This is a genomic window from Brevibacterium sp. 239c, assembly GCF_900169365.1.
Classification (GTDB): Bacteria; Actinomycetota; Actinomycetes; order Actinomycetales; family Brevibacteriaceae; genus Brevibacterium.
Genome location: NZ_FXZH01000031.1, coordinates 1 through 22,660, shown reverse-complemented (window position 1 = coordinate 22,660; position 22,660 = coordinate 1). Strand labels below are relative to the sequence as shown.

The window sequence follows — 22,660 nt, the reverse complement described above, 5'->3', positions numbered from 1 at the left end:
CCCAATGTATCCGGGCCTCATTACAAATCAGGGAGCAACTCCACAGTTTCTTGGGCCTGAGTAGCCACGATTGTCAGCGAACTCTATAGAGAGTATGACGACACAGACAGCTACGCAGCCTCTCGGACGAAAGCTCAGCCGCGCTCAGGCCGATGCGGAAATCGCCGCAATTGGCCAGGCCGTACTTTCGGGCGACCTGCCCGAAGAGGCCGGTCGCCGGCAGGTTGCTGAGATCTTCGTAAGCTCCGACGTCGGCGCACAGATCAGCTATCACTTTCGTGCCCGGTCGACCCAAGACATGGTGGACCTTGCCGACTCGGGTCGAGACCTGGTCCTCGACAAGCTGCTCAACGATGCCGTCTTTTACGACTTCAACAAGGCCGACGGGCGCAAGTTCTCCAGCTGGGTCTTTGGCATGATGCTCTCTGCCAAGCCCGCGTTGGAGAAGAAGCACCGCATCGTCCAAGACCGCTACTGCCCTGTCGAGTCTGTCGGTGAGTACTTCGCGGATAACCAGGAGCCGGAGCCGATGTTCACCTCCCCGCCCAAAGTGGAGACCGAAGTGCTGAAGAGCCTCGAACCCGAAGCCGATGTCTTCGAAGAGTTCGCCGACCAGAGCGAACGCTTCCTCAAGCGCTACCGGTCTCGCGAAGAGCGCATCTACGTCTGCGCCCAGTTTCTTCATCGCAAACTCCACCTCCCACCGCTTGTGAGGCCCACTGACGCCGCGGAAAGACTGTCCATTCTGGCTCGCCTGAGGGAGGAGCCGAAGCTGGCCCACCGGTCACTGTTGGCCTTCTATGACCTCATTCAGGGCCGCGAGATCCCCAGTGACATCGGCGACGACCTATTGGCACTGTGGGATGACCTGAGCTTTACAGACGTGAAACGTCTGCTCACGTCAGCCGGGGCCAAACATATCGCCGTCGTCGCCGAGGCGGCCGTCATGCAGTTGCTCATCCCAGCCAAGACAGCTGTGAAGACGATGCAGTCGAATCTGAAGAACATGGTCACGCCCAACGACTCGGCGCAGTGGAAGAAGCTGTCGAAAGACCTCTTCGACTCGTTCCTTGCCAAGGAGTGCGAACCCGCATCCAGGCATTCGCCGTTGTGGAACTCGATCAACGGGGACGAGGACATCCATGCGAAACGCCAGATTCAGGCTGGAGAGTTCAACACGCTGTGCCAGCAGGTCATCGACTTCTCCGGGCAGCCGCTGGGCGAGACGGTCGAGGAAATCACCGGCGTGCTCATCGACATCTGGGAGGAGGCCTATCACCGTGACAACCTCTCGAAAACCTTCGCCGAAGTCATCGGAGAAGACGAGGGTCCGACTGAGACGCAACTTTGCGCATAGATAGATAAAGAGACACCACGATGAAGGTAGGCCCGTGAGCAACCCCAACACGAAGGAACTCAAACTCCCCGCTAAGTTCGACCCGGCCAAACACGCCGCCATTATGGAGCGCAAGGTTAAGGAAGAGCTCGGCAGCGATTGGTCGATCAGTCACATCGACAAGCAGCGGTGGCGCCTTGTCGCCGTGCGTCACACCTCGATGACATCGATGAACGATGAGGGTGAGACGGTCGTTCTTGAGCTGGCCAACGGCACAAAGATGTCAGATGCCCCAGCTATTGCCGCTCGGTTCGAGAAGATGAAACCCGGCTACTACCTGACGAAGTTCGAACCATTCCTCAAGCCTGGCCGAGCCACCATGCAGAAGTTCGACAAGGCCACCAAGCGCGCCCGAGGCGCTGTTGCCAACGCCCTCGGCGTCCAACCCTGGGCGATTGTCATCACCACCCGATCTGATGGCGGATACGACCTTGAGCTGCCAGATTCTTACACGCCGTCCAAGCACGACGAGAAGCTTGAAGAAGTCGCGACAGACATTGTGGGCGGACCCGGTTGGTTCACCCGCATTGACCCTCGTTCCCTCGAAGCTTCCATCATCCCCTCGGACCCGCCGACTTTCTCCCAGTTGATCCCGTATCCCACTGACGACGAGGTCACTGCGTTCGCGCCTGGGTCGAAAGAGTGGGCGAAGATTCCACTAGGAGAACGCTTGCCGGCACCGGGGGAGAAACACGGCGAACCCTTCACCATCGATTTCGAATCAGGGATGCACTCCATTGTCCTGGGAACGAGCAACTCGGGAAAATCGGTATTCCTCAACGACATCGTCGCCGGAGTGCTCTCTCGGGGCGCCGAACTGGCGATCATCGACACCCCGGCGAAAGCTGTCGACTTCACTTGGTGCAAGAAATATGTCCGCCCCGAAGGGTGGGGATGTGAATCGATCGATGAAGCGGCCGCAGTAATGTCGAAGATTTATGCCGAAGGGGATACGCGGGCGAAAGTACTGAAGAAGTATGACGTTCAGAACTGGACTCAGCTGCCGGCAGATGCACCAGAGGCAACAACGATGCGCCCCATCTTCCTCATCATGGACGAGGTCACCGGCCTGTGGGCTTTGGATTCGGTGCCCAAAGGCCTCGATAAGGATCATCCGATGCGGATTGAAGCTCAGGATACGAACACGTCCAAAGAGGTGTTGAAACTCAAATACGCCAAGACCGCCGCAGAAATGCGGTTCGTGGGCATCAAGCTCGTCCTCTCAACGCAGGTCGCTTCGACTGATACCGGAATCGGCACGGCACTGAGGACAAATCACCAGAACAAGATCCTCCTCGGCGTAAACCCGACTGAGGGCAACCGAAAGCTGGTCTTTCCTGATCCTGCCGCGGTGCCGAAGGTGCCAGAGCACATCAGGTCCAACGCCAAGGTGGGCAAAGGCGTGGGGACGGCCGCCAACGAGGGGGATGAGGCGTGCGTGTTCAAGCCCTACTTCGCTTCGCCGAAGTCCCTGGGAGACTTCCTCGAACGTTGCCAGGTGCCCACCTTCGAGGGGCAGAGACCGACACGGGCCACGATGGAGCAGTTTGTCCCCACCTCAGGCCCGTCCGACGACGGGGACGAGACCGCCAAGCGTCGCAAGAAAATGGAGGCTGAAGCCATGATCGACCCTGAAACCGGGGAGAAGATGACACCTTTCGAATACGCGAACAAGCAAAAACGACTGTCAGTGCGCAAAGGCGACGCTGACAAGATGAGCGGAGAAAACCAGTGAAAGAAAACAACAGGAAACGCAAGGCCGTCCTTGGCGCGGCCGCTGCTGCCAGCCTCGCCGTCGTGCTCGCCGGTGGATATGCCATCAGCGAGCAGGTCAATGACGAACAGGCTCAGTCCGACAGTGGCGACTACAAGCCGAAATACACGATCAACGCCGATGATGAGCCGACCAAGAGCCCATCGAGCGATGGCGAGGACAACCGGGCGGCCCCACACGATCCCAGTGACACGTCGAGGCTGCCCGACCGTAACGACGGTGATGATGGCAGGTATGGACCTGAACGTGGTGACGAGCCCGGTCAGCAGAACTACGCCCTGCCAGACACCAACTCAGGTCTACCAGAGCTCCCGGATCCAACTGGTCCAAAGACCGATGACAAAGAAGACGATAAGTCAGACGATAAGCGTGGCGCTAAGGATCAAGACAGCGGCGGCACGACCGAAGATCCTGACGACGTGTCGCAGCCACCCGGCGACAACGGTGGGTCCGACTCAGGTGCAGGCGATGAACCTGGCGACGGCAGTTCTGACGACACACCCGGAGACGGCACCGACGACCCCGGTGATGGCGGTTCTGATGGGTCCGACGACAACCCCGGTGGCGGGACCGACGAGCCCGGCGATGGAGGAGACACCCCTGGAGACGGGGGCGGCTCTGACGGCGAAGATCCTGGCCCCGGCGATGGCGGAGGCAATGACGGCGGAGGTGACGACGGCGATGGATCGGATAACCCCGGAGACGACGGTGATGGCGGAGACGACGGTGGTGATGACGGACATGGCCCCGTCGACGTCGCAGACCTCGTTGACTTCATCAACGACAAGCGTGGCGACTCACCATTCACCACCCCGGACAAGTTCTCAACCGAAGCCCCGGACGCTGACTTGTATGAGAAGCACGAGTCCAAAGACATCGTGGTCACTGATGCTGACGGCACACCACTTGGAGTGTGGTCGGAAATGGACTTCGCGCAGAAGCGGGAGTTCCTCAAGAATTACCCGAATGCCGATGATCTGACTCTCTATGGTGTCGGCGATGGTGAGAAGTCGACCATGACGATCACCGAGTACCGCCTCAAGCCACCGGAGGCAGAAGATGACCACTACAGCGTCGATGCAGGTTCGTCTGTGAAGCTGACGTTTGATGACCTGACGAAGAACGACAAGGTCCTCGACAGTGAAGTCACCGAAGTCACCGGCGACGACGTCAAAGGTCTGACGTGGGATGCCAATTCCGGTGAGATCACCTTCGACGCCTCGGAATATGAGCCCGGCGAAGAAGTGACGTTCACCTACAAGGTTCGTCATACCCAGGATCGAGACAAGAATCGCTCCGGTCAGAATGACGAGGCTGAAGGAAAGGTCACCATCACCATTGGTGAGGACGGCAAAGCCCACGCCAGCGCCCCAGCCGAGAAGTCCAAGAGCGCCGAGCTCGCGGATGCGAAACCAGACGATGATGAGAAGTCGGCCGAAGCTAATGAAACCTCATCTGATGACGCTGATGATTCCAAGTCTTCAGATGAAGCTGGCGATAACGACGAGAAGAAGCCAGATTCCATGGTGAAGGTCTCGAACGATATGGCGATCGCACCGGTCGACGAAGAGGATTCTGAGGACTCGGACGAATCCACCACCGAGGATGATGCCGGCAAAGGCTCAGAGAAGGTATCGAACGATATGGCCCACGGGACTGTCGAGGACACTGAGTCGACTGATGACGATGAGTCGCAGAAGCCTGATGCCAGCGGTGAAGAGGCGCCCAAGGACGAGAAGTCCGATGACGATCAGAAGCCGGTCGCTCCTAAGGCTGTCGATACTCAGCCAGCTAAGAAGAAGGTCGATTCCACGGGCGACAGCTCGTCGAAGAAGAAGTCGAGCAAACCAAAGGGCACCGAGACTCAGCCTGCCGAGAAGCCAAAGTCTGAACCTGCACCGAAGGCCGTCAACACACAGCCCGCTAAAAAGAAGGCAGCTCCGGCACCCAAGGCTGAGGCTCCGAAGAAGGCTGTCGCTAAGGCTCCGACGAAAACGGTGGAAAAGCCAGCAAGCTCACCCACAGCGCCAAAGGCACCCGTGGCAAAAGCACCAGTGGCCAAGGCTCCCGAGAAATCGAGTAGCGCGACGACGAAACGTGCCTCGAATCCGAAGTCGCTTCATTCTCCGTCCTCGGTTCCGAAGGCTCCGGCGAAATCAGACGGCGGTACGAGTGCCGAGAAGGCGCCCGCACCAAAGGCGAAATCCGGCCAGTCCACCGGTGCCTCAGCGTCTCCATCGGGGGCCAAGTCCTCGGAGCCCAGCCGCTCGAGTCCAGCCCCATCGAAAGGTGGCGGACAAACATCAGGTGATGGGGCATAGACCTAGTGAACGCAATTTCAACTCAGAAGGACACACCATGACAATCATCGACAACGACACCGACCTGACCGCACTTCCCTTCGTCGTCATCACCCTCGACAAGGACACCCAGGAGACGGAGTACCACGGCTGCAAATCTGCCTCCGAGGTCCTCGACTTCGTCATCGACGGCTACTCTGACCTCGATGACACGGAGGCGCTCAAGGCCCGCATCTCTCTGATCGAGGATTCGGTCATTCCGGTCATCGCCGAGCTTATCTACGGCGGCTATCTTGCCGAGAACGGGCAGAAGCATCTGGAGCAGCGTGACGAGGAGATTCTGCTGTCGCGCTTCAAGGATGATTTCGAAATCATCGACTGGACGCATGAGGAGATCCCGCTCATCGTTGCCAGCACACAGTTCTCGCCGAACACCGATACTCCACGACCTACGGGCAATGTTGAGATCATCGAGGTCGACAACGAACTAGCTGTCATCCGTGCTCTGGCCAGCAAGAAGATCCTCAACGTGCTGGAGAACAACGGCTGAGGAAGACCGGACGAGTCCCTGCACCTGTCGACTGCGCCGAGAATCGGCGCATAGATAGGGGTAGGGACTTTTTCGTATCAACACACGGAGCACTGAATATATGGCTGATGAGACGACTTCCAAGGGCAATTCGACGAAAGTGAAGATCGGAGCGATCGTTGCGATTGTGCTTGCGCTACTGGTCACAGCGGTGTCCTGCTCCGTGAATACGCTGCTGTCCGACCCGACTTCTCAGTCGAAGGCCACAGATTCGAAGACGCCGAACCCGTCTTTCACTATCCCCGCCGATGAGGGTGATGAGGGCGACGATGACGAGACGGATAAGTCAGCCTCGAACGAGCCGTCAGACACTTCAAATCCGTTTGGTGACCCAGGCCGTGACAATGCCTCGGGCGGCCAGCCAGATGACGACAGTGACACTTTTGCGATGCCGCAGGCACCTTCGGACAACGCGCCCTATATTCCTGACCCGACCGGCCCTGGCAGCTCTGATGACGACGAAGAAGACGACAACAAGGGCACGAAAGGCAATGAGGGGGACAAGGGCTCTGATGATCGCGAAGGCAGTTCGCCCATCGTCCCGCCAGGCCCACCGAACCCGAACCCCGGTGATGACGATGATGCCGGCAGCGGTTCGTCGGACGGTGACGATGGCACCAACACTGCTTCAGCTTCATCCTCGGCCAACGCCAGCAACGATTCCGACGGCAGTGGCAGTGACCCCGATTCGAATGCTGAGTCCGATTCTGCCCAGAACGGCAACGATGACGGCAGCGGCGATAACGCTTCATCCGACGCCTCGAGTTCAGACGGTGGCTCGACTGGCTCCGCGGATGGATCCAGCAACAGCGACGGCTCCGACTCCAACGCGAATGGCAATGCCAACACCGGTGGCGGAGACGACGACGGCGAAGATCCCGACCCGCAGTACCCGCCAGTGGCCGAAGATTCGGTAGTCAACGGGCTCAATGACAAGCGCGGCGAAGCTGGGACCACACTGCTCGTGACCAAGGCGCCGGAGGATAAGGACGCCTTTGAGACCTCGGACCCGTTCGGCCAGATCGAGGTCACAGTCACGGACGGCGATGCCATCGATGAGCTGTTGGCTTCAGCTCTCGACCGGTTCAACCTCCTGCGTGACTATGGCGAGGATGCTGTCGTCGTGGTTCATGTCGAGACTGAAGAGAGTGCCGACGGCATTCGCGTCAGCGTCAGTTACGAGGTCTTCACTCCGATTGAGCCTGTTGCCGAAGACGATGAAGCCACCATTGACACTGCGAAAGACGATTCAGTGCTCATCGATGTCACTGGCAACGATGACTTCCGCGGTGACATCACTATCGCAATTGTCGATGCTCCAAAGAATGGCCAGGCAGCCGTCGAAGGCACCTCAATCCGTTACACACCAGACGGCGGAGACTCAACCAGCGATTCGCTGAAATATTCGCTCACTGACTCCCGCGGCAAGACCGCAGAGGCGAAGGTGACGATCACCATCGAGAGGCATGATGAGTCCAGCGAGCCAGAGCCAACAAAGTCAGCTCCAGTTTCGGTGCCGACTGCACCGTCAGCGAAAGAGTCAGCTCCAGCTCAGTAGGTGTGATTGACGGTGGAGGTGGTGCCAACTAGTGCTCGTACCGAAACCATGAGTATTTCGCGGTGTTGCTGAAGACGTTTCGTAGCCCACTCATCATGTGTTGAGTGGGCTCGAAGCGCAGAAGATGCGTACTGCCAGGCGGTGACCTGACCGAGCAATAGAGCAAGCACGTCGACTGCGTTGTCACCAAAGAATTCAGTGAGGGCGGCGACCTTAGGCGCGTAGGCCTCGATCTCATCGGCCGAGGCCTCAGCTCTTTCCAAGTTCGCCCATGAAGTGAGTCGCAGAATCTCCGGGTGGGCGACGAGATAGTCGAAGAGTGCTCCTGCATACGCAGGTAGGTCTTCGGCAGTGAAGGGCACCTCCTCAGCCATCTCCGTCAGCGCTGTCGCCACGACCAGATCGAATAGGTCACCCTTCGGTCCGAAATGGACGTAGATCGATCGTTTATTGACCCGCCCTTCATCAGCGATCCGATCCACACGGGCTCCAGCGAGACCGAATTGCGCAAACTCGGCACGCGCTGCGCTGAGAATACGTCGCTTGGTGTCAGTGGCATCTGGTGGCATGTCCCCAGTCTAAAGGTAACCATCTAGTTATTGACGCCGGGGTCGTCATGTGACAAGCTTTCGTCCGTAAGTATCCAGATAGTTACCTAAGGAGTAGCCATGTCCCAGAAGATCCTCATCACCGGTGCCAGCAGCGGATTCGGTCAGGGAGCCGCACTTGAACTCGCCCGGCAGGGCAACGAGGTGATCGCAGCAGCTGAGACTTGGCCCCAGGTCCGAAGCCTTCGTGCTGATGCTGTCGCAGCTGGAGTCGAGCTGACAGTCATCAAGCTCAACCTGCTCGACAGTATCGATGTCGCACATGCAGGAACATTCGACGTGGACGTGCTCGTTCTCAACGCTGGAGTCATGGAGGGCGGAGCCGTCGTCGACATTCCGATTCAGCGCGTGCGGGAATCGTTCGACATCAATCTGTTCGGGCACCTCGAACTGGTCCAGGCAATTGTGCCGAAGATGATCGCCCGCAAGAGTGGTCGAATCGTGTGGACGTCGTCCATGGGCGGGATACTCGTCGTGCCATTCCTTGGTGCCTACTGTGCCACCAAGCACGCGATCGAAGCTGTCGCCGGTTCGATGAAGGCCGAGCTCGAGCAATTCGGAATCAAGGTTGCCACAGTCAATCCAGGTGTCTTCGGAACCGGGTTCAACGACACTGGCGCCGAGAGCTACGTGCAGTGGCACGATGCCGGCACCGCACACGTTCCGATGCCCGATTTTGGCCCCTCGCTGGCGGATCAGGCGGATCCACAGGAGATGGTCGATGCAATGGTCGAGACAGTCATCTCCGATGACCCGGACTACCGGACGATGAGACCGCTGGAGACCATCGAGGCCGCCAAGCAGTGGCAGGAAACTGAGTGGACGCAGAAGGCCTGAGGCCAGTCATCATCAGAAAGGATTTGAACAATATGTCACGCCCCACGATCACCCTGGAAGCCGCGAGCAAGATCATCGACGCCGGGCAAGAGAAGGCGCGCGATCTCGGCTTGAATGCCGTCTTTGCAGTCCTCGACGGCGGAGCGAACCTCGTCGCCTTCCAACGAATGGACGGAGCTTGGTTAGCGTCCAACGATCTTGCACTGGCGAAGTCTCGGACCTCGGTCATGTTCGAAGCACCGAGCGAGGCCCTGAACTCGCCACTACAGGTTGGAGAGCCGTTCCCACACTTTGACCATACGAACGGAGGGCTCCTTCTCATGGGCGGGGGAGTCCCGATAGTCGACGACGAGGGACAGCTCATCGGCGGGCTCGGAGTCTCGGGTGGGACTCCGGAACAGGATGCCGAGATCGCCCGAACAGCCATCAGCTAGGTAACAGCCACGGCGCATGGTTGTACGTCGAGCGAAGCGTTGAAGTAATCAACAGGTAAGTGGGGAATCGAGTCATCTCGGTTCCCCATTTCTCTATTCAACGACAGCACTTCATTCGGCCAGGAGGCACTATGGCGACCGCGCCAAGACAGAACCCGTACCCGCGCAACTGGGAAACGCTTACCGCCACCACTGGTGATCACGAGCTTTAAGTCATCTTCGACAACGGAGATTACCGGCATCTGCGTATGAGCAAGCCCGGAATATTGGCCTGGCACTGGGAGATTCTCACTGCGCCCGGATATCTAGCTTTCGTCGGCGACATCGGAGTCCAGTCGATCTTTCGCCGAACTACCGACATGCTCGGCTTCTTCAATACTCGAAGCTACGGGGATCTGTACGGCGACGGCTCACCCTTTATGAACCTGGGGTATTGGGAGGAAAAGGCCGGCCCCCACATGCAGCCCGTCACCCGAACGTTCGATGTGGATCACGCGGTCGGTGTCGTGCGCGATTCGATCGATGACCTGGTGGCTTCCGATGAGATCGCCGCGGTGCACGGGGATGAGTTGATCGTCGCGGCGAGAGACGCTGCCAACCTTGAACCGGATACGCAATCGTTCGGGGCGTTGCTCTACGAGTCTGAGCACCTCAATGATCTGGCTTCCGAAGCTAAGGTTGAGACTTTCCACCCACAGTTTCTCTACACTTGTTTCGCCCTGGCGACGATCGCTAACAGTTATGTCGACTACTGTGATGAGAAGGGGGACTGATGCAGGGTTAGGTGACATCTAGTCTGGCTTGTTTGAAAGCAAGTCTGGAAGGATAGACACCATGCCACAGCCCTACCCGAAAGAATTCCGCGATGACGTCATCCGCGTCGTCCAGACCAGGGATTCTAAGACGACGATCGGACAGATCGCCAAGGACTTCGGAGTCCACGAAGGCACCATCAACAAATGGATCCGCCAAGCCGAGATCGATGCCGGCAACAAGCCCGGCAACACCACCGACGAATCAGCAGAAATACGAGAGCTACGGCGCCGGACTCGATTGCTTGAGCAGGAGAACGAGGTCCTGCGCCGCGCGGCCGCCTATCTGTCACAGGCGAACCTGCCGTCAAAAGGCTCTACCCGCTCGTGAGAGAGCTCGCCGCCGACGGGATCCCCGTCGCGGTGTCGTGCCGGGTCTTGAAGCTCTCCCGCCAGCCTTACTACCGGTGGCTGGCCGCGCCTGTCCCTGATACCGATCTCGTTGAGGCATATCGGGCCAATGCGCTCTTCGATGCCCACCGCGATGATCCCGAGTTCGGGTACCGATACCTCGCTGACGAAGCCGAAGCGGCCGGCCAGCCCATGGCGGCACGCACTGCGTGGCGGTTATGTTCGTCCAATGACTGGTTCTCCGCCTTCGGCAAGGGCAGAGCCAAGAACGGGAAGAAGCCGGGACCACCGGTCCACGACGATCTATGCGCGGTTGTCGATGCCGACGGACGGACCAGACACGAGTTTCGAGCTGATGGCCCGAACCAGCTGTGGTTGACCGACATTGTGCGCCACGAGGCGCTGTTGAACCGAGTGGAGGTGAGAGACCACCACCGCCTGGCTGTCGCAGCAGCCAGGTGAAGTTGAGGGCAGCCTGAACTCCGGGATGGGAGCGAGGGCGGGAAGCAGCCCTGACAACGCCGAGACGATTCCAGTACTGCCAGATGGGTCGGGCTCGGCTAACACGACGGAGAGGTACACGCATAGGAACCAGTGTCCGAACGCTCCTCAAGTCAGACCACCGACTCGAAATCTGGTGGATCGGGGTCGGGTTGCATCGCAGACCGAGGCTGGTGTGCCAGTCGAGGGAACTTCCGGATCGGAGAATGTCGCCGGTCCGGGAGGCCATAGTGAAAGCCTGCGGCGTAGCTATGGCGAGGATGCAGGAGTAAAGCTGGGTACCGATCCCGTCAATCGGTTGAATAGTGAACGTGGGAACCCCGCCGCTGGTCCCTGCTGACCACGGATTCCATGCGTGGTCGGCAGGGAAGGTCCGTCGCCGACTGATACCAGTGGTGTGGGGGCGGAGAGTCCGTAGTAGTCCGAGGTCGGGAAAGCCGACCACATGGCGAAGGGACTCAGTGCCGATTCCGCAATGAAAGTAGGGATGAAAAGGAGGGACACCGGTGAATACGGGTGTGTCGGGGCCAGTCGATATTACTTCGGCATGGCATCGAGTACTTACGATCCAGACGAAATTGCACCAATGGGCGCGCACCGATCCGGGGCGTGTCTTCGATGATGTGTTCAACCTTGTCCACGATCCGGCCTTCCTCGTAGCAGGGTGGGATCGAGTGCGGGGTAACAAGGGCGGTCGGACTGCTGGAGTCGATGGGGTCGCACCCCGGTCCCTGCTTCATGGTCAGGCCGTTGAGGTGCTCACTATGATTCGCCGCCAGGTGAAGACTGGTGAGTTCCGACCCTTGCCGGTGCGTGAGCGCAGGATCCCGAAGTCGAATGGGAAGACTCGTTCGTTGGGGATTCCAACGCTGGCCGACAGAGTGGTGCAGGCGTCGCTGAAGTTGGTGCTGGAACCGATCTTCGAGGCGGACTTCTATCCGTCCTCGTATGGGTTTCGGCCGCGTCGGCGTGCGCAGGACGCGATTGCTGAGATTCATAAGTTCACGTCGAGGCCTTTGAATTATGAGTGGGTCTTCGAGGCTGATATCACTGCGTGTTTCGACGAGATCGATCACACTGGTCTGATTCAGCGTTTGCGTGGACGAATCACGGACAAAAGGGTCCTGGCTCTGGTCAGAAGGTTCCTCAAGGCAGGCATCCTCAGCGAGGATGGTGTCAATAGGAACACTCACACCGGCACCCCGCAAGGAGGGATACTTTCACCACTTCTGGCCAATATCGCCTTGTCTGGGCTTGATGATCACTTCCAAAAGAAGTGGGAGTCGCTGGGTCCGAGCTGGACGCGAGCGAAACTGCGCCGTAGGGGCATCCCGGTGATGAAGCTGATCCGGTACGCGGATGACTTCGTTGTCCTTGTCCACGGTTCGGTCGAGCACGTGGAGGCACTGTGGCACGAGGTGGCTGAAGTGCTCGCGCCGATGGGTTTGCGCCTATCGGTGGAGAAAACGAAAGTGACTCACATTGATGAGGGGTTCGACTTCTTGGGCTGGCGCATCCAGCGTCGGATGAAGAGGGGAACCAGCGGTCAGGCTCAGGTGTATACGTATCCGTCGAAGAAGTCTCTGGCTTCGATCAAGGAGCGTATGCGCGGTCTGACTCGCAGAGCGCAACATCGGACGCTGGCCGATCTTCTCCGCCGGGTGAACCCGGTGTTGAGAGGGTGGTGTGCGTATTTCCAGCATGGGGTGTCGAAAGCGACATTCAGTTACGTTGACCATTACGCGTTCTGGCGGATCGTCAATTGGTTGAATAAGCGTCACCCCAAGCTGAATAAGCATACTGTGGTGCGTCGTTTCCTCCCTGGATGGGAGATACGGACGGAAGGAGTCGAGTTCTTCCGGGCCTGTCGGGTTCCAGTGACTCGCTATCGGTTCCGGGGAACTCGTATTCCCACGCCATGGGACAGTGCTGCGGCTTGATTGGCATGGAGAGCTGGATGCTCAGGAATGGGCACGTCCGGTTCGGAGGGCGGGCCGGGGAAACTTACCAGTCGTGAGGCTGGCAGAGCGCCCCGGTCCGACCCTACTCGGAGCACCATACGAATGAGGGCAAGCTGTACCTCTGCGCGGTCAAGGACGCCTACTCCTCGCGCATCGTCGGTTATTCGATCAGTTCGAGGATGAAGGCCCGGTTGGCTGTTGATGCCCTCGAGATGGCTGTCACCAGGCGCGGTGACGTGGCTGGATGCGTGACGCACAGCGACCGCGGCAGCCAGTTCCGGTCGAAGAAATTCACTCGGGTTCTGGCCTGTCATGGCATCATCGGGTCGATGGGACGAGTCGGCGCAGCGGGCGATAACGCGGCCATGGAATCGTTCTTCGCCCTGTTGCAGAAGAACGTTCTCGACCGTCGCAGGTGGGCCACCCGTGACCAGCTGAGAATCGCGATCGTGACGTGGATCGAGCGGACATATCACCGACGTCGCCGACAAGCCCGGTTGGGTCGATTGACACCAGTAGAGTACGAAGCAATCATAGAGCCAGTTGCTCTCGCAGCATGACACTCACGCTGTCACCCTTCTTTGCATCAGTCCCGAGCTTCATGAAACGTGGCCCCTGTCCCGTGAAACGAAGCTGGGCAAGATGCCCCGTCGTGACGCAAAGCTCGTCAGCCAACTGTGCCGGTGTCAGGATCTCGCGATCCGTAGCGATCATGCTCATGTGTCTATTCCTCAGTTCCTCAGCAGGTCAATCATCAACCTGATTTTTGCGGTCACCATCAATACGTGCGGCAAATCGCGATAGGAACACGGTGCAACGAAATTTTTTGTGAGACAGCTAGGCAACAACCGATTTCGACAGCAACCTCTGAATGGTCGACTTCGAGGTGCCTAAAGTATCGGCGATCTCCCGGTGAGATTTTCCGGCCTGCTTCATCTCTACAACAGCGTCGACATCGACGGGTCTGGACGAATCTGTTGCGGCTTTAAGGACCGGTGATTTGTGAGGCGAGCTCATTGCAGCCACAGGTGGCGCGGGAGATATTTCAGCCGCCGCTGTGGCGGATCGGTCGACTCGGGCACGTTCTGCGCGGCGCCTGGCGGCATTGAAACCTTGTGGGGGCGCTACGGCGACAGATACTGCTGTGTGAGTGGAGATAAGGCACGCAAGTGGCATGAGACTAGCGATGAACGAGCCAACAACGAGGGCAGGGAGTGTCGTGGCTGTCGAGTTGCCGTCGCTCAGTGCGTGAGTGGCATTGGTGATCATCGACACGACAGTGAAGAAACCCACCGACGACCAGGCAAGCCGGACGCCTTCCCCGCGGGCCCTGGCAACGACAGCTGCGACGGTGAAGACGAGGATCGAGAGATCAACGACGATTGGTACTGCCGGACGCAACGGACGAGGGATCCCCGCCCACCCGGCAGCGGCGATGAGGCCGGTGAAGGAAACAGCGAAAGAAGCCACGGCGACGAGCACGGCCAGCAAGAGCGCCGAGGCCGCCATTGAGTCTGATTCAGGTTTAATCCGCCGCACGTGAGCTGACAATAGCAAAACCGCCTGACATGAGACAGAATCAGGCGGTTTTTCGTGTAAGTAGGGTCCTTAGTGCGCTCGGCCCGTGCGGGTCAAGAATCTTCGGGCGGCGCATCTCTTTTTTCGCGGAGCTCATTGATCCTGGCTGTGGCTTCTCTCAGCTCGTCGTGGGGTTGCCGTCCCTGGTCGAAGGACACTGATGACAGCGATTTCGCTTGAAGCTCCAGTTGATCGACCTTGTGTTGTTCCACATTGATGTCCAGATCAATCCTCTCGCGTGGAGTGCGGATATCTGGAGCATCGAATTTGTCCCAAATCTGCTTGCTGACCGGGATGACGCGTTCAGGATCAGTCGGGTGCTCGATTAAATGCTCAACTTTGTTTCCGTTGAAGTATGCGACTTTACCCGGCACCCCTTCGTTGACGACTGCATACATCGACTTGGGAGTGCCATCAATGTTGACGGCCGTTCGTATCAGCTTCTGTGACTGATTGGTGGTGAGCTTAGGTGTGAACCCGGCATATTTTGGCCGACGGCGGTGGGCCTTGGCTTCAGCATCGCGCTTTTGAGCAGACTCATCAGCTTTGGCCTCCCGCTCGGCGTGCGTTCCGTAGAGCCGGACCTTTTCAGGATCATCATCATCTCGGAACTCGGGGGTGCGCTCGTTGTCGGGCACCCGCTCGCCGACGACCGATTCGGCTTCTGACCCAGATCGTCCCGCTACCAAGGAACTGAGACGGCCACTGCCAGCGATCGCAACGGTAATTACGCTCATAGCAGTAGCTGGTAGCGAGACAACATATCGGGCAGGCATAGTGACATGCATGCAGATCCTTATCCTGGGCGGAAGCGGCCAGCTCGGCCGACAGCTGGTCCACCTCTTCGTCGACGCCGGCCATGACGTGACCTGTTTGGCACGAGGCACTCAAGCAGTGCCCGAGTCGGCCGTCTTTGTCCGAGCCGACCGCGACCGTACTGACGGGCTGAGAGAGGTGGCGGGGCGTCAGTGGGACGCTGTCGTGGATCTGGCGACGCAGCCCGGACATGTCCGGAGTGCGGTGGTGGAGCTGTGGGCGCAGCACTGGATCTATGTATCCTCTCTGAATGTTTACCAGCGTGGTGATGTCTGCGAGCAGGACGAGGATTCTCCAATCCATGAACCCCTGGCCGCAGACACACTCTCGGCCATGCAGGACTACGGGTCGGCCAAGGTCGCCTGCGAGGACGCTGTCCGCGCGGGAAACGAGTCCTGCACGATCATTCGAGCTGGCTTGATAGCCGGTGACGGCGACGATACGGGGCGCAGCGGCTATTATCCGTGGCGGTTCGCCCACCCCACTGGTGACGACGTTTTGGTGCCCGATGATCTTGAGTTCCCAATCGCGATGATCGACGTCAAGGACCTGGCTGCTTGGATGGTTCACTGCGCCGAAGAGTGCATCATTGGTACCTTCAACGCCACAGGTCCCAGGCTGACGTTGGGCGAAGCGATCCAGGTCTCTCGTCGCACCGCTGACAGCCACATTCCCGCTAGGCCCGTAGTGGGCACTGTGCTTGCACGTGCGAATGTCAGTCCCTGGATGGGTGGCGACAGCCTGCCGTGGTGGCTCCCTGACCCCGCAATGCGGTACGCGGCTACTGCCGATACTCGCCGTGCCCGGCAGTGTGGACTCACCCTCAAGCCTTTGGAAAAAACTCTCTTGGACGCTCTTGTATACGAGGAGTCACGGGGCGGGCCTGTCGGTGCCGGACTCAGTGATGAAACCGAGCGACGCGTCCGTGAAGCTGTGGTCGTCGGCGACTGAACGCGGCCCAGCGCTCACCATGATCCGATAGGTGGTCTTTCGCGGGACACCTCGATGACTTGCCTGAAACGATGCGTCGCGGCCATCGTCAACGGTGCTCAGGAGGTGCCACTCACGAGTGATGGCCCCGTATCGGGAACCCGTGTCCGGAGAGGTCATGACGGGATCTCCAAAAAGACATGACGGAGCACGATCGGCCATTTAACTCTGTGATAACCGTGCCATTCACCGCTGTGACTCACAGGCTCAGCTCAAGACGGTTCCACCATTGCCCGGCCGCGCGTCTCAAAAACCTGTAGTTGCCTGAGATTGCGAGCGGACCTCGCGTTCAGCTTGATCAACGCGCTGCCCTCGATAGGCTGTGCCCATGGCTGTCTTCGTCCTGTTCTGCATTCCGACCGTCGTGTATCTGGCCGTGCAGTCACGTGGTGAAGACAGGAGCTTCCGTTCAGCCATGACTCGGGCGGGGGTCTCCTGGGGCTCTGCGTCCGCTTATGGCTGGGCGACGCTTCTGCTGCTTCCGCTCGTGCTGTCGGGTTGGCTTGCGATTGTTCTTGTACCGGCGGATGCACTGGAGTTACCCGGGGTCTCGATCGCTCAGCTGACCTCGATCGGAGCTGCAGTCGGCGTGATCTTGCGTGCCGTCGGTGAAGAAGTCTTCTTCCGAGGGTTGGTCAGCGGTGTTCTCTTCCGGAGGCTTGGCTTCGGCTGGGGCAACCTCATCCAGACGCTGATCTTTCTGGTGCCCCACCTGGGGCTGTTACTGGTCGATACGCGCTTGTGGCCTCTTATCCCGGTGCAGTTCGTTGCGGGATGGCTCCTGGGGTGGTTGCGGCACAAGGCCGACTCCTTTGTGCCCGGCGCTGCCGTTCACACGATCGCAAACGTCGCCGCCGGCCTCCTTGCCGCCTGAGCAGTAGGCAACACAGCAACGCGCTCGAATCGCCCCGGCATGGCCAATCTGACCTCTCATCGAAGACAAGCTCGCTGGCCGGTTGGCTGTCGCCCGATTTCGGCATGAGGCCGAGCCATTTCAACATAAGCCACGCCATTTATCGCTGTCAGAACACCGCCATTTAGCGCCGACAATCACAGTGCAGACGACTTCTGACATTCATGCAGTCAACTTCTGAAACTGACAGACACTCTCGTGATCACGACTCTCGATCGCCTTGGCAGATCCACACAGAACATGCTCGCCTTTGCTGAGGCGCTTAGAGCCAGTGGAGCTGGACTGCGAGTCCTCAACCTCGGCGGAGGAGATGTTGACACCGCAACGTCCATGGGATCGATGCTGTTCACGATCATGGCTGCCTTGGCGCAGATGGAACTTGAGATCAAACGTGAACGTGTCATCGACTCAGTCAAGAAACGAAGAGAAGCAGGCCTCGACCTTGGCGGCCGGCCTCGCCGAATCACTGACAGCCAGATCCGCAACGCTGTTCGCTTGGTCGAAAGCGGTGAACCGACAGCCGCGGTCGCACGCGATCTCGGGATGTCTCGTGCAACCTTTTACCGGCGATCTCGGGCGCTGCCCCAATAGACTGGTATCCATGTTGTCCGGCAGGCCAGCATGACTCCTTATCGCGTAAATTGCAGAAGGCACAGCTCAGGATAGGTGGGAACATGGGCAAAGGCGCACGAGCTCGGAAGATCAGGGCAATGGCGGATTCTGTCACGAGCTATTGGCATGGCGGCATCACCGGACTGCGCGTCGGAGATGACATCATACCGATGAGCCAGATTGTCGAAGCTGAATGGGCGAAAATCGGTGACCATTACGACTACGACCCCAACTTCGCGTACATCACGACAGACTACGACCTGGCACATGACACTGCGGTCCGCTCGGCCCAAGGTCTCGGCACAGCCGCCGTGTACCTAGTCCGGCCAGAAGGGGCGACTTCTCACGACGTCGACTACCCAACTGGGGTCTCTTTGAGATGTCGGCGCGCCCGCATCGTCGAGGTGGCCAGCGAGATCACCTCGAAGACTCCATCACGCAAGACCGATCGCAAATACATGGCGTGGACAGACGGAACTGCACTCTACGATGCCGATGGCTACGTCCAGCCGAGCAAAATCCTCCGGGCCCAGGGTGTCCATAAGGCTAATCTGCGTCCGCTTGGGCCAGACGCCAATTTTGACGATGTTCGGGCCTTCGCGACGGAGCTCATACTGTCTCGTCGCGACGCTTAGCACGCGCGAGCGCGTAACCGCTGCAACTGTCGGTCGTTGGCGTCTTGAAAAGTGGCTGCACCGCGAGGATACGAAGGTTGCCCCTGGCAAATGCCAGACTGGTTTTGAGAGCTTGCAAATCGCAGGCCGTCGAAGCAGAGGAGGCGAACCAATCGTGACTGAAATGATCGAAGAGCTGGCGCAGGTGAAGAGTGAAGTGGTCGCCTTCGGCACGGCCCAAGAGTGGTTGGACTCACGGTGGGTTCAGATGAACGTCAACCCGCCCGTTCCGCTGATGACAAGAAACTACGGCTCCCAGCGCTCCGTGAACGAGACCATCAATGTCTCCGTCGATTTAATCGTCGACGGTGGAGAGGCGCTCGAATGGGGCGGAGTGAATAACCGCGGGGACTCCTACCGACAGATCGTTCAGGGCCTCGTTGACTCTGAGGATCCTGACTTCGGTGACTGGATTTCGAGAATGAGCCGACTGCAAGTCTTTCGCCACCAGGGTCCAAACGGCCCCATCTATGAGACTGGGGATTCTCGGCATAGAGTGCACACAGTCAAGGCTCTGCGCCTGACTCAGTTTCCGGCGCGCGTCGTTGACGGGTATGAGCCATTGGTGGCCGGAGACGAGGTGGTGATCTGGACTGACACGAATGAGAGGCGTCGCCATGCAGAGGCAATATCACAGCGTGGGTGGATCGACGAAGCGCCACCTGCACACTCCAAGGTGTTCTCGCCGCGATTGAAGGTCGATTTACCTTACACCTGGGCTCTGGAACCTGATGCCGATCGCCGCCTTATCAGTGCTGCGTACACGCGCGTTTACCCGAAGTTCGTCGACACCGTACCAACCGTTGTCGTTGACGAGGAGGAGATCAGGGAGCCAAAGCATCGCTCGTTCTGGCAGCATATCCGCGCGGCTTTGAGGGTTGAGGAAGTCTGAAAGGCGTTGCACCTAACGCGAACTCAGCTTGAGGGCTTCATCAACTCAGGTCCGTCACCGGTGAGCTTGGCGACCTCGTGGAATTCCAGCTGTTCAAGCTGGGGCGTTGAGGCATCGACAGCGGCGTCGACGAGAGACTGATCGCCTTCTGTTCCTGCATCAACCCATTCGTCGACGAAGTCGGATGGAAGAATGACCGGCGCCCGTTCGTGGAGCTCAGCGACGTCACCGGTCGCCGGGCGAGTGACGATTGTGGCTGTGAGCGTCCAAGCGTCAACGGAGAGTAGCTTGTTGGAGGTATGACGGCGGTCGATACGGGGACTACTCGGTTATGCCGCAAACTTCCTGTTCGCTTCTGTCTGGTGTCTGGATTTGACACCGTTTATTGCATTCGGGAGAGCGGGCGTGTTGCAAAAGACCACCTGCACCTGTTGCGGAGTCAGTAGTTGGCCTCTCTGCACAGGGCTGAGTATCGAGATCGACTGCTGTATTCAAAGAAATATTCATTGTGAATGTTTCGAACGTAAGGTGTGATTACAAAGTCTGTGGTAAATACGTTGTCTTGCACTGTCTGTGAGTAGTATGTGAATCAACATGGTGTCACCCCGAAATCTATCCAGCGAAATAACGTATGAAGTGCGTAGATCGCGCACATGAGTGAAAGGAATGCTATGGATACCGAAGTTATGGATGTTCAGAATTTCGCCAACTCGGCTATGGGATCGGCAGAAGCCGGGCTGAAGGCCGACGCCTCGGCGCCTGCGATGACGACACCGACCGCGGTGCAGTTCGTCATCCAAGGAAGCACTATTTGCCTCATTTGCTGAAAGTCTCTTCTGCTCGCCAGGGTTCTTGGAGCCCTGGCGAGTCGTTGTTCGGGCTCGTACGTACCCTCAGGAGATTCATGTTCGATAAAGTGTCGCGCAACGTGAAGTCAATACTTAACGTTGGTAGCAGTTCATACACTCAGCAAGAAGCGCTTGACGCGACATTTACACCGATCGCAATTGGTCAGATTCTCGCTTCAGTCGAAAACCTCTGCGTCGCGAAACTGTATCAATCAGACCAGCTGCTGCGAGGAACCTCAGCGAGAGACTCTCGACCACAGACGCTGAATCATGGACTCCTGACTCTTCTTGACACACCATTTGCTGCGAAGGCACTGTCCCTGACGACGCTCGGCGCAGCGGTCACATTGCTCTTAAGCCGGGGAAGAAGAAACCCGCAGATTGTTGCTGCGACTGCCTTGTCTATTAGTACAGCGTTGAGCGAGCACAGGACTCCGTATGGGCGAGACGGTGCCGATCAGATGACTAGTGTCATTACCCAGTACCGAGCAATCTCAGCATTGATACCGAATAGGGATAGATCTGATGACGTGTTCCTTCGCGCCGTCAATGTTCAAGCAGGATTGAGCTACTTTGTATCGGGGCTGTCAAAAGCTTTCGGACCAAGTTGGGTGCGTGGGGAGGCCGTAGCCGAAATCCTCCAGACACAGGTGTATGGAGGCAGTCCCGCAGCGCAGGCCTTGAAGAAGTCTCATCGGTTGATGAAGGGTGCAACCTGGGTCACTCCGATATGGGAGCTTACTTTTCCCATCCTGTACATTTTGCCCACTAGATGGGCAACGTGCGGCCTCAGCCTTGTCAAGGTCTTCCACCTCGGAGTTGCTGCAGTCATGGAGCTTCCACGATTCGTGTGGGGCTTCACAGGCTCCCATGGCGCCGTTAAGTACGTGATTGGCAGCTCAGAACGTGGGGAGAAGAGATTGTCGAAACTCGAGTATTCAGCGCTAGGATCTGCTGGCGTCGTGGCCTACATGAGTGGAGTGTACGCGGCGACTTTGAGGCAGCGAGATAACGATCGCAGACAAGGGCTCAAAGGTACTTCTCAACTTTCGGTCGCTGACGGAAACATTGAGTTCAAATGGAGCGGCCCAAAACGTGACGAAATTGACTCAAACACGGCTCCGGTGATCATTTTCGAAGCTGGCCTCGGCAGTGCGTTGGAAGCGTGGACCTGGGTAGCTGAAGAGCTTTCAGACCACTACCACGTACTCTCATACCACCGGGCAGGGTACGGGTTGACCACAACGAAGCTTCCCCCAGGCGACATCGTCGAAGCTCTCCTTGAGCATATTGAATCTACCGGACCCATTGTGGTCGTCGGTCATTCTTTCGGCCTCATCAAAATCGCAGACTATCTTCACCGGGAGTTGCGAGGCCGCCATGTTTCCAGAGTAGTCCTCGTTGATGGCACCGATCCTGAGCTTCTGCACATTAACCGCAGCGATCGTCAGCGAGCTGCCAAATACCTCCAGTCGCAATGTGGTTCGATGTTTGTAGCGCTGACAGGGATATACAACTTTGTTCCTCACACGGTCGCGAGGCAATCTGCTTATGCCCCTGATGAGCAGAGTGGGGTTGTACAGTTTGCGTTTGCTCCGAAAAATATCTACAGGGCAATTCGGGAGTACTTCGATACCGATATCACCAGAGTGACTGAATTGATTGTGAGCGGGCCACCACGTTTTGTCGTTGCCTCGGCTGAAAACGCCGACCAGCAACGAACTCTTGCGGATAAGCTCTCTGCACCTTACGAACTCGTCGAAGAGTCGTCTCATCGGTCAATCATCGGCTATCAGTCACATTCGAAGCATGTCGCGGCGATCATAAGGGAAGTCGTCAGTGAAATCTAACTTTGTGAGCACCGCCCTTGGCATCGCGGCGATTGGGGCCATTGGAGCCCATGTCGCAGCGACAGCACTGCAAAATACACCAGATTCTTACAATCTGGATATGCGTCCTTACGTGGGAGGATGGACAGTGCCGGGCTGGAGGTTTTTCGCGCCCAACCCAGGCAACCAGAACGTACACGTTTTGGTGCGTACTCGCGATGCTGAAGGAACACAGGTCAGCGATTGGAAAGACCTCACCCTGATTGGGCCCCTGTTAGCAGTCCAGCGGCTATGCGATAGCTAATTGGTTCTCTGCACTCCAGCGTTCCCAGCATCTCGACGGTGTTAATCCGTCGAGGGATCCGTGGGGCCGTTCATGATTATAGA

23 protein-coding genes and 2 pseudogenes are annotated in these 22,660 nt (G+C 58.2%); 20 read left to right on the top strand and 5 right to left on the bottom strand.

What is annotated here, in order from left to right; all coding sequences use genetic code 11:
* The first annotated feature begins 94 nt into the window (after positions 1–94).
* From BSP239C_RS19305 to BSP239C_RS19285, 5 genes are all read left to right on the top strand, one after another.
* Positions 95–1,357, top strand: coding sequence for a hypothetical protein (locus BSP239C_RS19305; protein ID WP_101574961.1), 1,263 nt, complete (start codon positions 95–97; stop codon positions 1,355–1,357).
* 34 nt (positions 1,358–1,391) lie between these two features.
* Positions 1,392–3,131, top strand: coding sequence for an FtsK/SpoIIIE domain-containing protein (locus tag BSP239C_RS19300; RefSeq protein ID WP_101574960.1), 1,740 nt, complete (start codon positions 1,392–1,394; stop codon positions 3,129–3,131).
* Positions 3,128–5,491, top strand: coding sequence for a hypothetical protein (locus tag BSP239C_RS19295; protein ID WP_101574959.1), 2,364 nt, complete (start codon positions 3,128–3,130; stop codon positions 5,489–5,491). Before BSP239C_RS19300 ends, BSP239C_RS19295 begins: the two co-directional genes overlap by 4 nt.
* A gap of 37 nt (positions 5,492–5,528) precedes the next feature.
* A complete protein-coding gene (locus tag BSP239C_RS19290; RefSeq protein WP_101574958.1) occupies positions 5,529–6,020 on the top strand; it encodes a hypothetical protein in 492 nt (163 codons plus the stop codon).
* 100 nt (positions 6,021–6,120) lie between these two features.
* On the top strand, positions 6,121–7,617 hold the full coding sequence (locus BSP239C_RS19285) for an Ig-like domain-containing protein (RefSeq protein ID WP_101574957.1): 1,497 nt from the start codon (positions 6,121–6,123) through the stop codon (positions 7,615–7,617).
* Here the strand turns inward: BSP239C_RS19285 and BSP239C_RS19280 are convergent.
* Complete coding sequence (locus tag BSP239C_RS19280) at positions 7,611–8,186, bottom strand: TetR family transcriptional regulator (protein ID WP_101574956.1); 576 nt, start codon at positions 8,184–8,186, stop codon at positions 7,611–7,613. The two genes, BSP239C_RS19285 and BSP239C_RS19280, sit on opposite strands and share 7 nt — an antisense overlap.
* A 99-nt stretch (positions 8,187–8,285) precedes the next feature.
* Here BSP239C_RS19280 and BSP239C_RS19275 point away from each other — a divergent pair, with 99 nt between their 5' ends.
* The 7 genes and pseudogenes from BSP239C_RS19275 to BSP239C_RS19245 all read left to right on the top strand — a co-directional run.
* Complete coding sequence (locus BSP239C_RS19275; protein WP_101574955.1) at positions 8,286–9,062, top strand: SDR family oxidoreductase; 777 nt, start codon at positions 8,286–8,288, stop codon at positions 9,060–9,062.
* A gap of 32 nt (positions 9,063–9,094) precedes the next feature.
* Entirely contained in the window at positions 9,095–9,496 is a 402-nt protein-coding gene (locus BSP239C_RS19270) for a heme-binding protein (protein WP_101574967.1), read from the top strand.
* A gap of 248 nt (positions 9,497–9,744) precedes the next feature.
* On the top strand, positions 9,745–10,269 hold the full coding sequence (locus BSP239C_RS19265) for a hypothetical protein (protein WP_101574954.1): 525 nt from the start codon (positions 9,745–9,747) through the stop codon (positions 10,267–10,269).
* 61 nt (positions 10,270–10,330) lie between these two features.
* Positions 10,331–10,639: a transposase gene (locus tag BSP239C_RS20970; protein WP_219618934.1), complete on the top strand. Its 309-nt coding sequence runs from the start codon at positions 10,331–10,333 to the stop codon at positions 10,637–10,639.
* Complete coding sequence (locus BSP239C_RS20840) at positions 10,636–11,121, top strand: hypothetical protein (RefSeq protein ID WP_180959111.1); 486 nt, start codon at positions 10,636–10,638, stop codon at positions 11,119–11,121. Before BSP239C_RS20970 ends, BSP239C_RS20840 begins: the two co-directional genes overlap by 4 nt.
* Before the next feature lie 545 nt (positions 11,122–11,666).
* A complete protein-coding gene (gene ltrA, locus BSP239C_RS19250) occupies positions 11,667–13,100 on the top strand; it encodes a group II intron reverse transcriptase/maturase (RefSeq protein ID WP_101574953.1) in 1,434 nt (477 codons plus the stop codon).
* Positions 13,101–13,207: 107 nt separating this feature from the next.
* Positions 13,208–13,681: pseudogene (locus BSP239C_RS19245) on the top strand (IS3 family transposase); the annotation flags it as partial.
* On the opposite strand, the gene BSP239C_RS19240 reads toward BSP239C_RS19245, so the two are convergent.
* The 3 genes from BSP239C_RS19240 to BSP239C_RS19230 all read right to left on the bottom strand — a co-directional run bounded on the left by BSP239C_RS19240 (position 13,653) and on the right by BSP239C_RS19230 (position 15,436).
* Positions 13,653–13,841 (bottom strand): hypothetical protein, encoded by a 189-nt coding sequence (locus BSP239C_RS19240; protein ID WP_101574952.1) that lies wholly within the window; start codon positions 13,839–13,841, stop codon positions 13,653–13,655. The pseudogene BSP239C_RS19245 and the gene BSP239C_RS19240 sit on opposite strands and share 29 nt — an antisense overlap.
* A 117-nt stretch (positions 13,842–13,958) precedes the next feature.
* Positions 13,959–14,630 carry a DUF2637 domain-containing protein gene (locus tag BSP239C_RS19235; RefSeq protein WP_101574951.1) on the bottom strand — a complete coding sequence of 224 codons (672 nt, stop codon included), beginning with the start codon at positions 14,628–14,630 and terminating at the stop codon, positions 13,959–13,961.
* Positions 14,631–14,752: 122 nt separating this feature from the next.
* Entirely contained in the window at positions 14,753–15,436 is a 684-nt protein-coding gene (locus BSP239C_RS19230) for a hypothetical protein (RefSeq protein ID WP_145997507.1), read from the bottom strand.
* 49 nt (positions 15,437–15,485) lie between these two features.
* Here BSP239C_RS19230 and BSP239C_RS19225 point away from each other — a divergent pair, with 49 nt between their 5' ends.
* The 5 genes and pseudogenes from BSP239C_RS19225 (at position 15,486) to BSP239C_RS19205 (ending at position 19,596) form a co-directional block, all read left to right on the top strand.
* Positions 15,486–16,466 carry an NAD-dependent epimerase/dehydratase family protein gene (locus tag BSP239C_RS19225; RefSeq protein WP_101574949.1) on the top strand — a complete coding sequence of 327 codons (981 nt, stop codon included), beginning with the start codon at positions 15,486–15,488 and terminating at the stop codon, positions 16,464–16,466.
* Positions 16,467–16,833: 367 nt separating this feature from the next.
* Complete coding sequence (locus BSP239C_RS19220) at positions 16,834–17,379, top strand: CPBP family intramembrane glutamic endopeptidase (protein ID WP_101574948.1); 546 nt, start codon at positions 16,834–16,836, stop codon at positions 17,377–17,379.
* Positions 17,380–17,607: 228 nt separating this feature from the next.
* Positions 17,608–18,009: pseudogene (locus tag BSP239C_RS19215) on the top strand (recombinase family protein); the annotation flags it as partial.
* A 119-nt stretch (positions 18,010–18,128) separates the two neighbouring features.
* Entirely contained in the window at positions 18,129–18,665 is a 537-nt protein-coding gene (locus tag BSP239C_RS19210; RefSeq protein ID WP_145997506.1) for a hypothetical protein, read from the top strand.
* Positions 18,666–18,819: 154 nt separating this feature from the next.
* Entirely contained in the window at positions 18,820–19,596 is a 777-nt protein-coding gene (locus BSP239C_RS19205) for a hypothetical protein (protein WP_145997505.1), read from the top strand.
* Positions 19,597–19,619: 23 nt separating this feature from the next.
* On the opposite strand, the gene BSP239C_RS21475 is transcribed toward BSP239C_RS19205, so the two are convergent.
* The gene (locus BSP239C_RS21475) at positions 19,620–19,910 is read right to left on the bottom strand and encodes an SOS response-associated peptidase family protein (protein WP_101574966.1); all 291 of its coding nucleotides are present in this window, start codon (positions 19,908–19,910) and stop codon (positions 19,620–19,622) included.
* 357 nt (positions 19,911–20,267) lie between these two features.
* On the opposite strand from BSP239C_RS21475, the gene BSP239C_RS20580 reads away from it, so the two are divergent.
* The 3 genes from BSP239C_RS20580 (at position 20,268) to BSP239C_RS21470 (ending at position 22,577) form a co-directional block, all read left to right on the top strand.
* Positions 20,268–20,423, top strand: coding sequence for a cypemycin family RiPP (locus BSP239C_RS20580; protein WP_180959110.1), 156 nt, complete (start codon positions 20,268–20,270; stop codon positions 20,421–20,423).
* Positions 20,424–20,500: 77 nt separating this feature from the next.
* Positions 20,501–22,294, top strand: coding sequence for an alpha/beta fold hydrolase (locus BSP239C_RS19195; protein WP_101574944.1), 1,794 nt, complete (start codon positions 20,501–20,503; stop codon positions 22,292–22,294).
* Positions 22,295–22,394: 100 nt separating this feature from the next.
* Positions 22,395–22,577: a DUF5819 family protein gene (locus BSP239C_RS21470; protein WP_374701053.1), complete on the top strand. Its 183-nt coding sequence runs from the start codon at positions 22,395–22,397 to the stop codon at positions 22,575–22,577.
* Positions 22,578–22,660 lie beyond the last annotated feature (83 nt).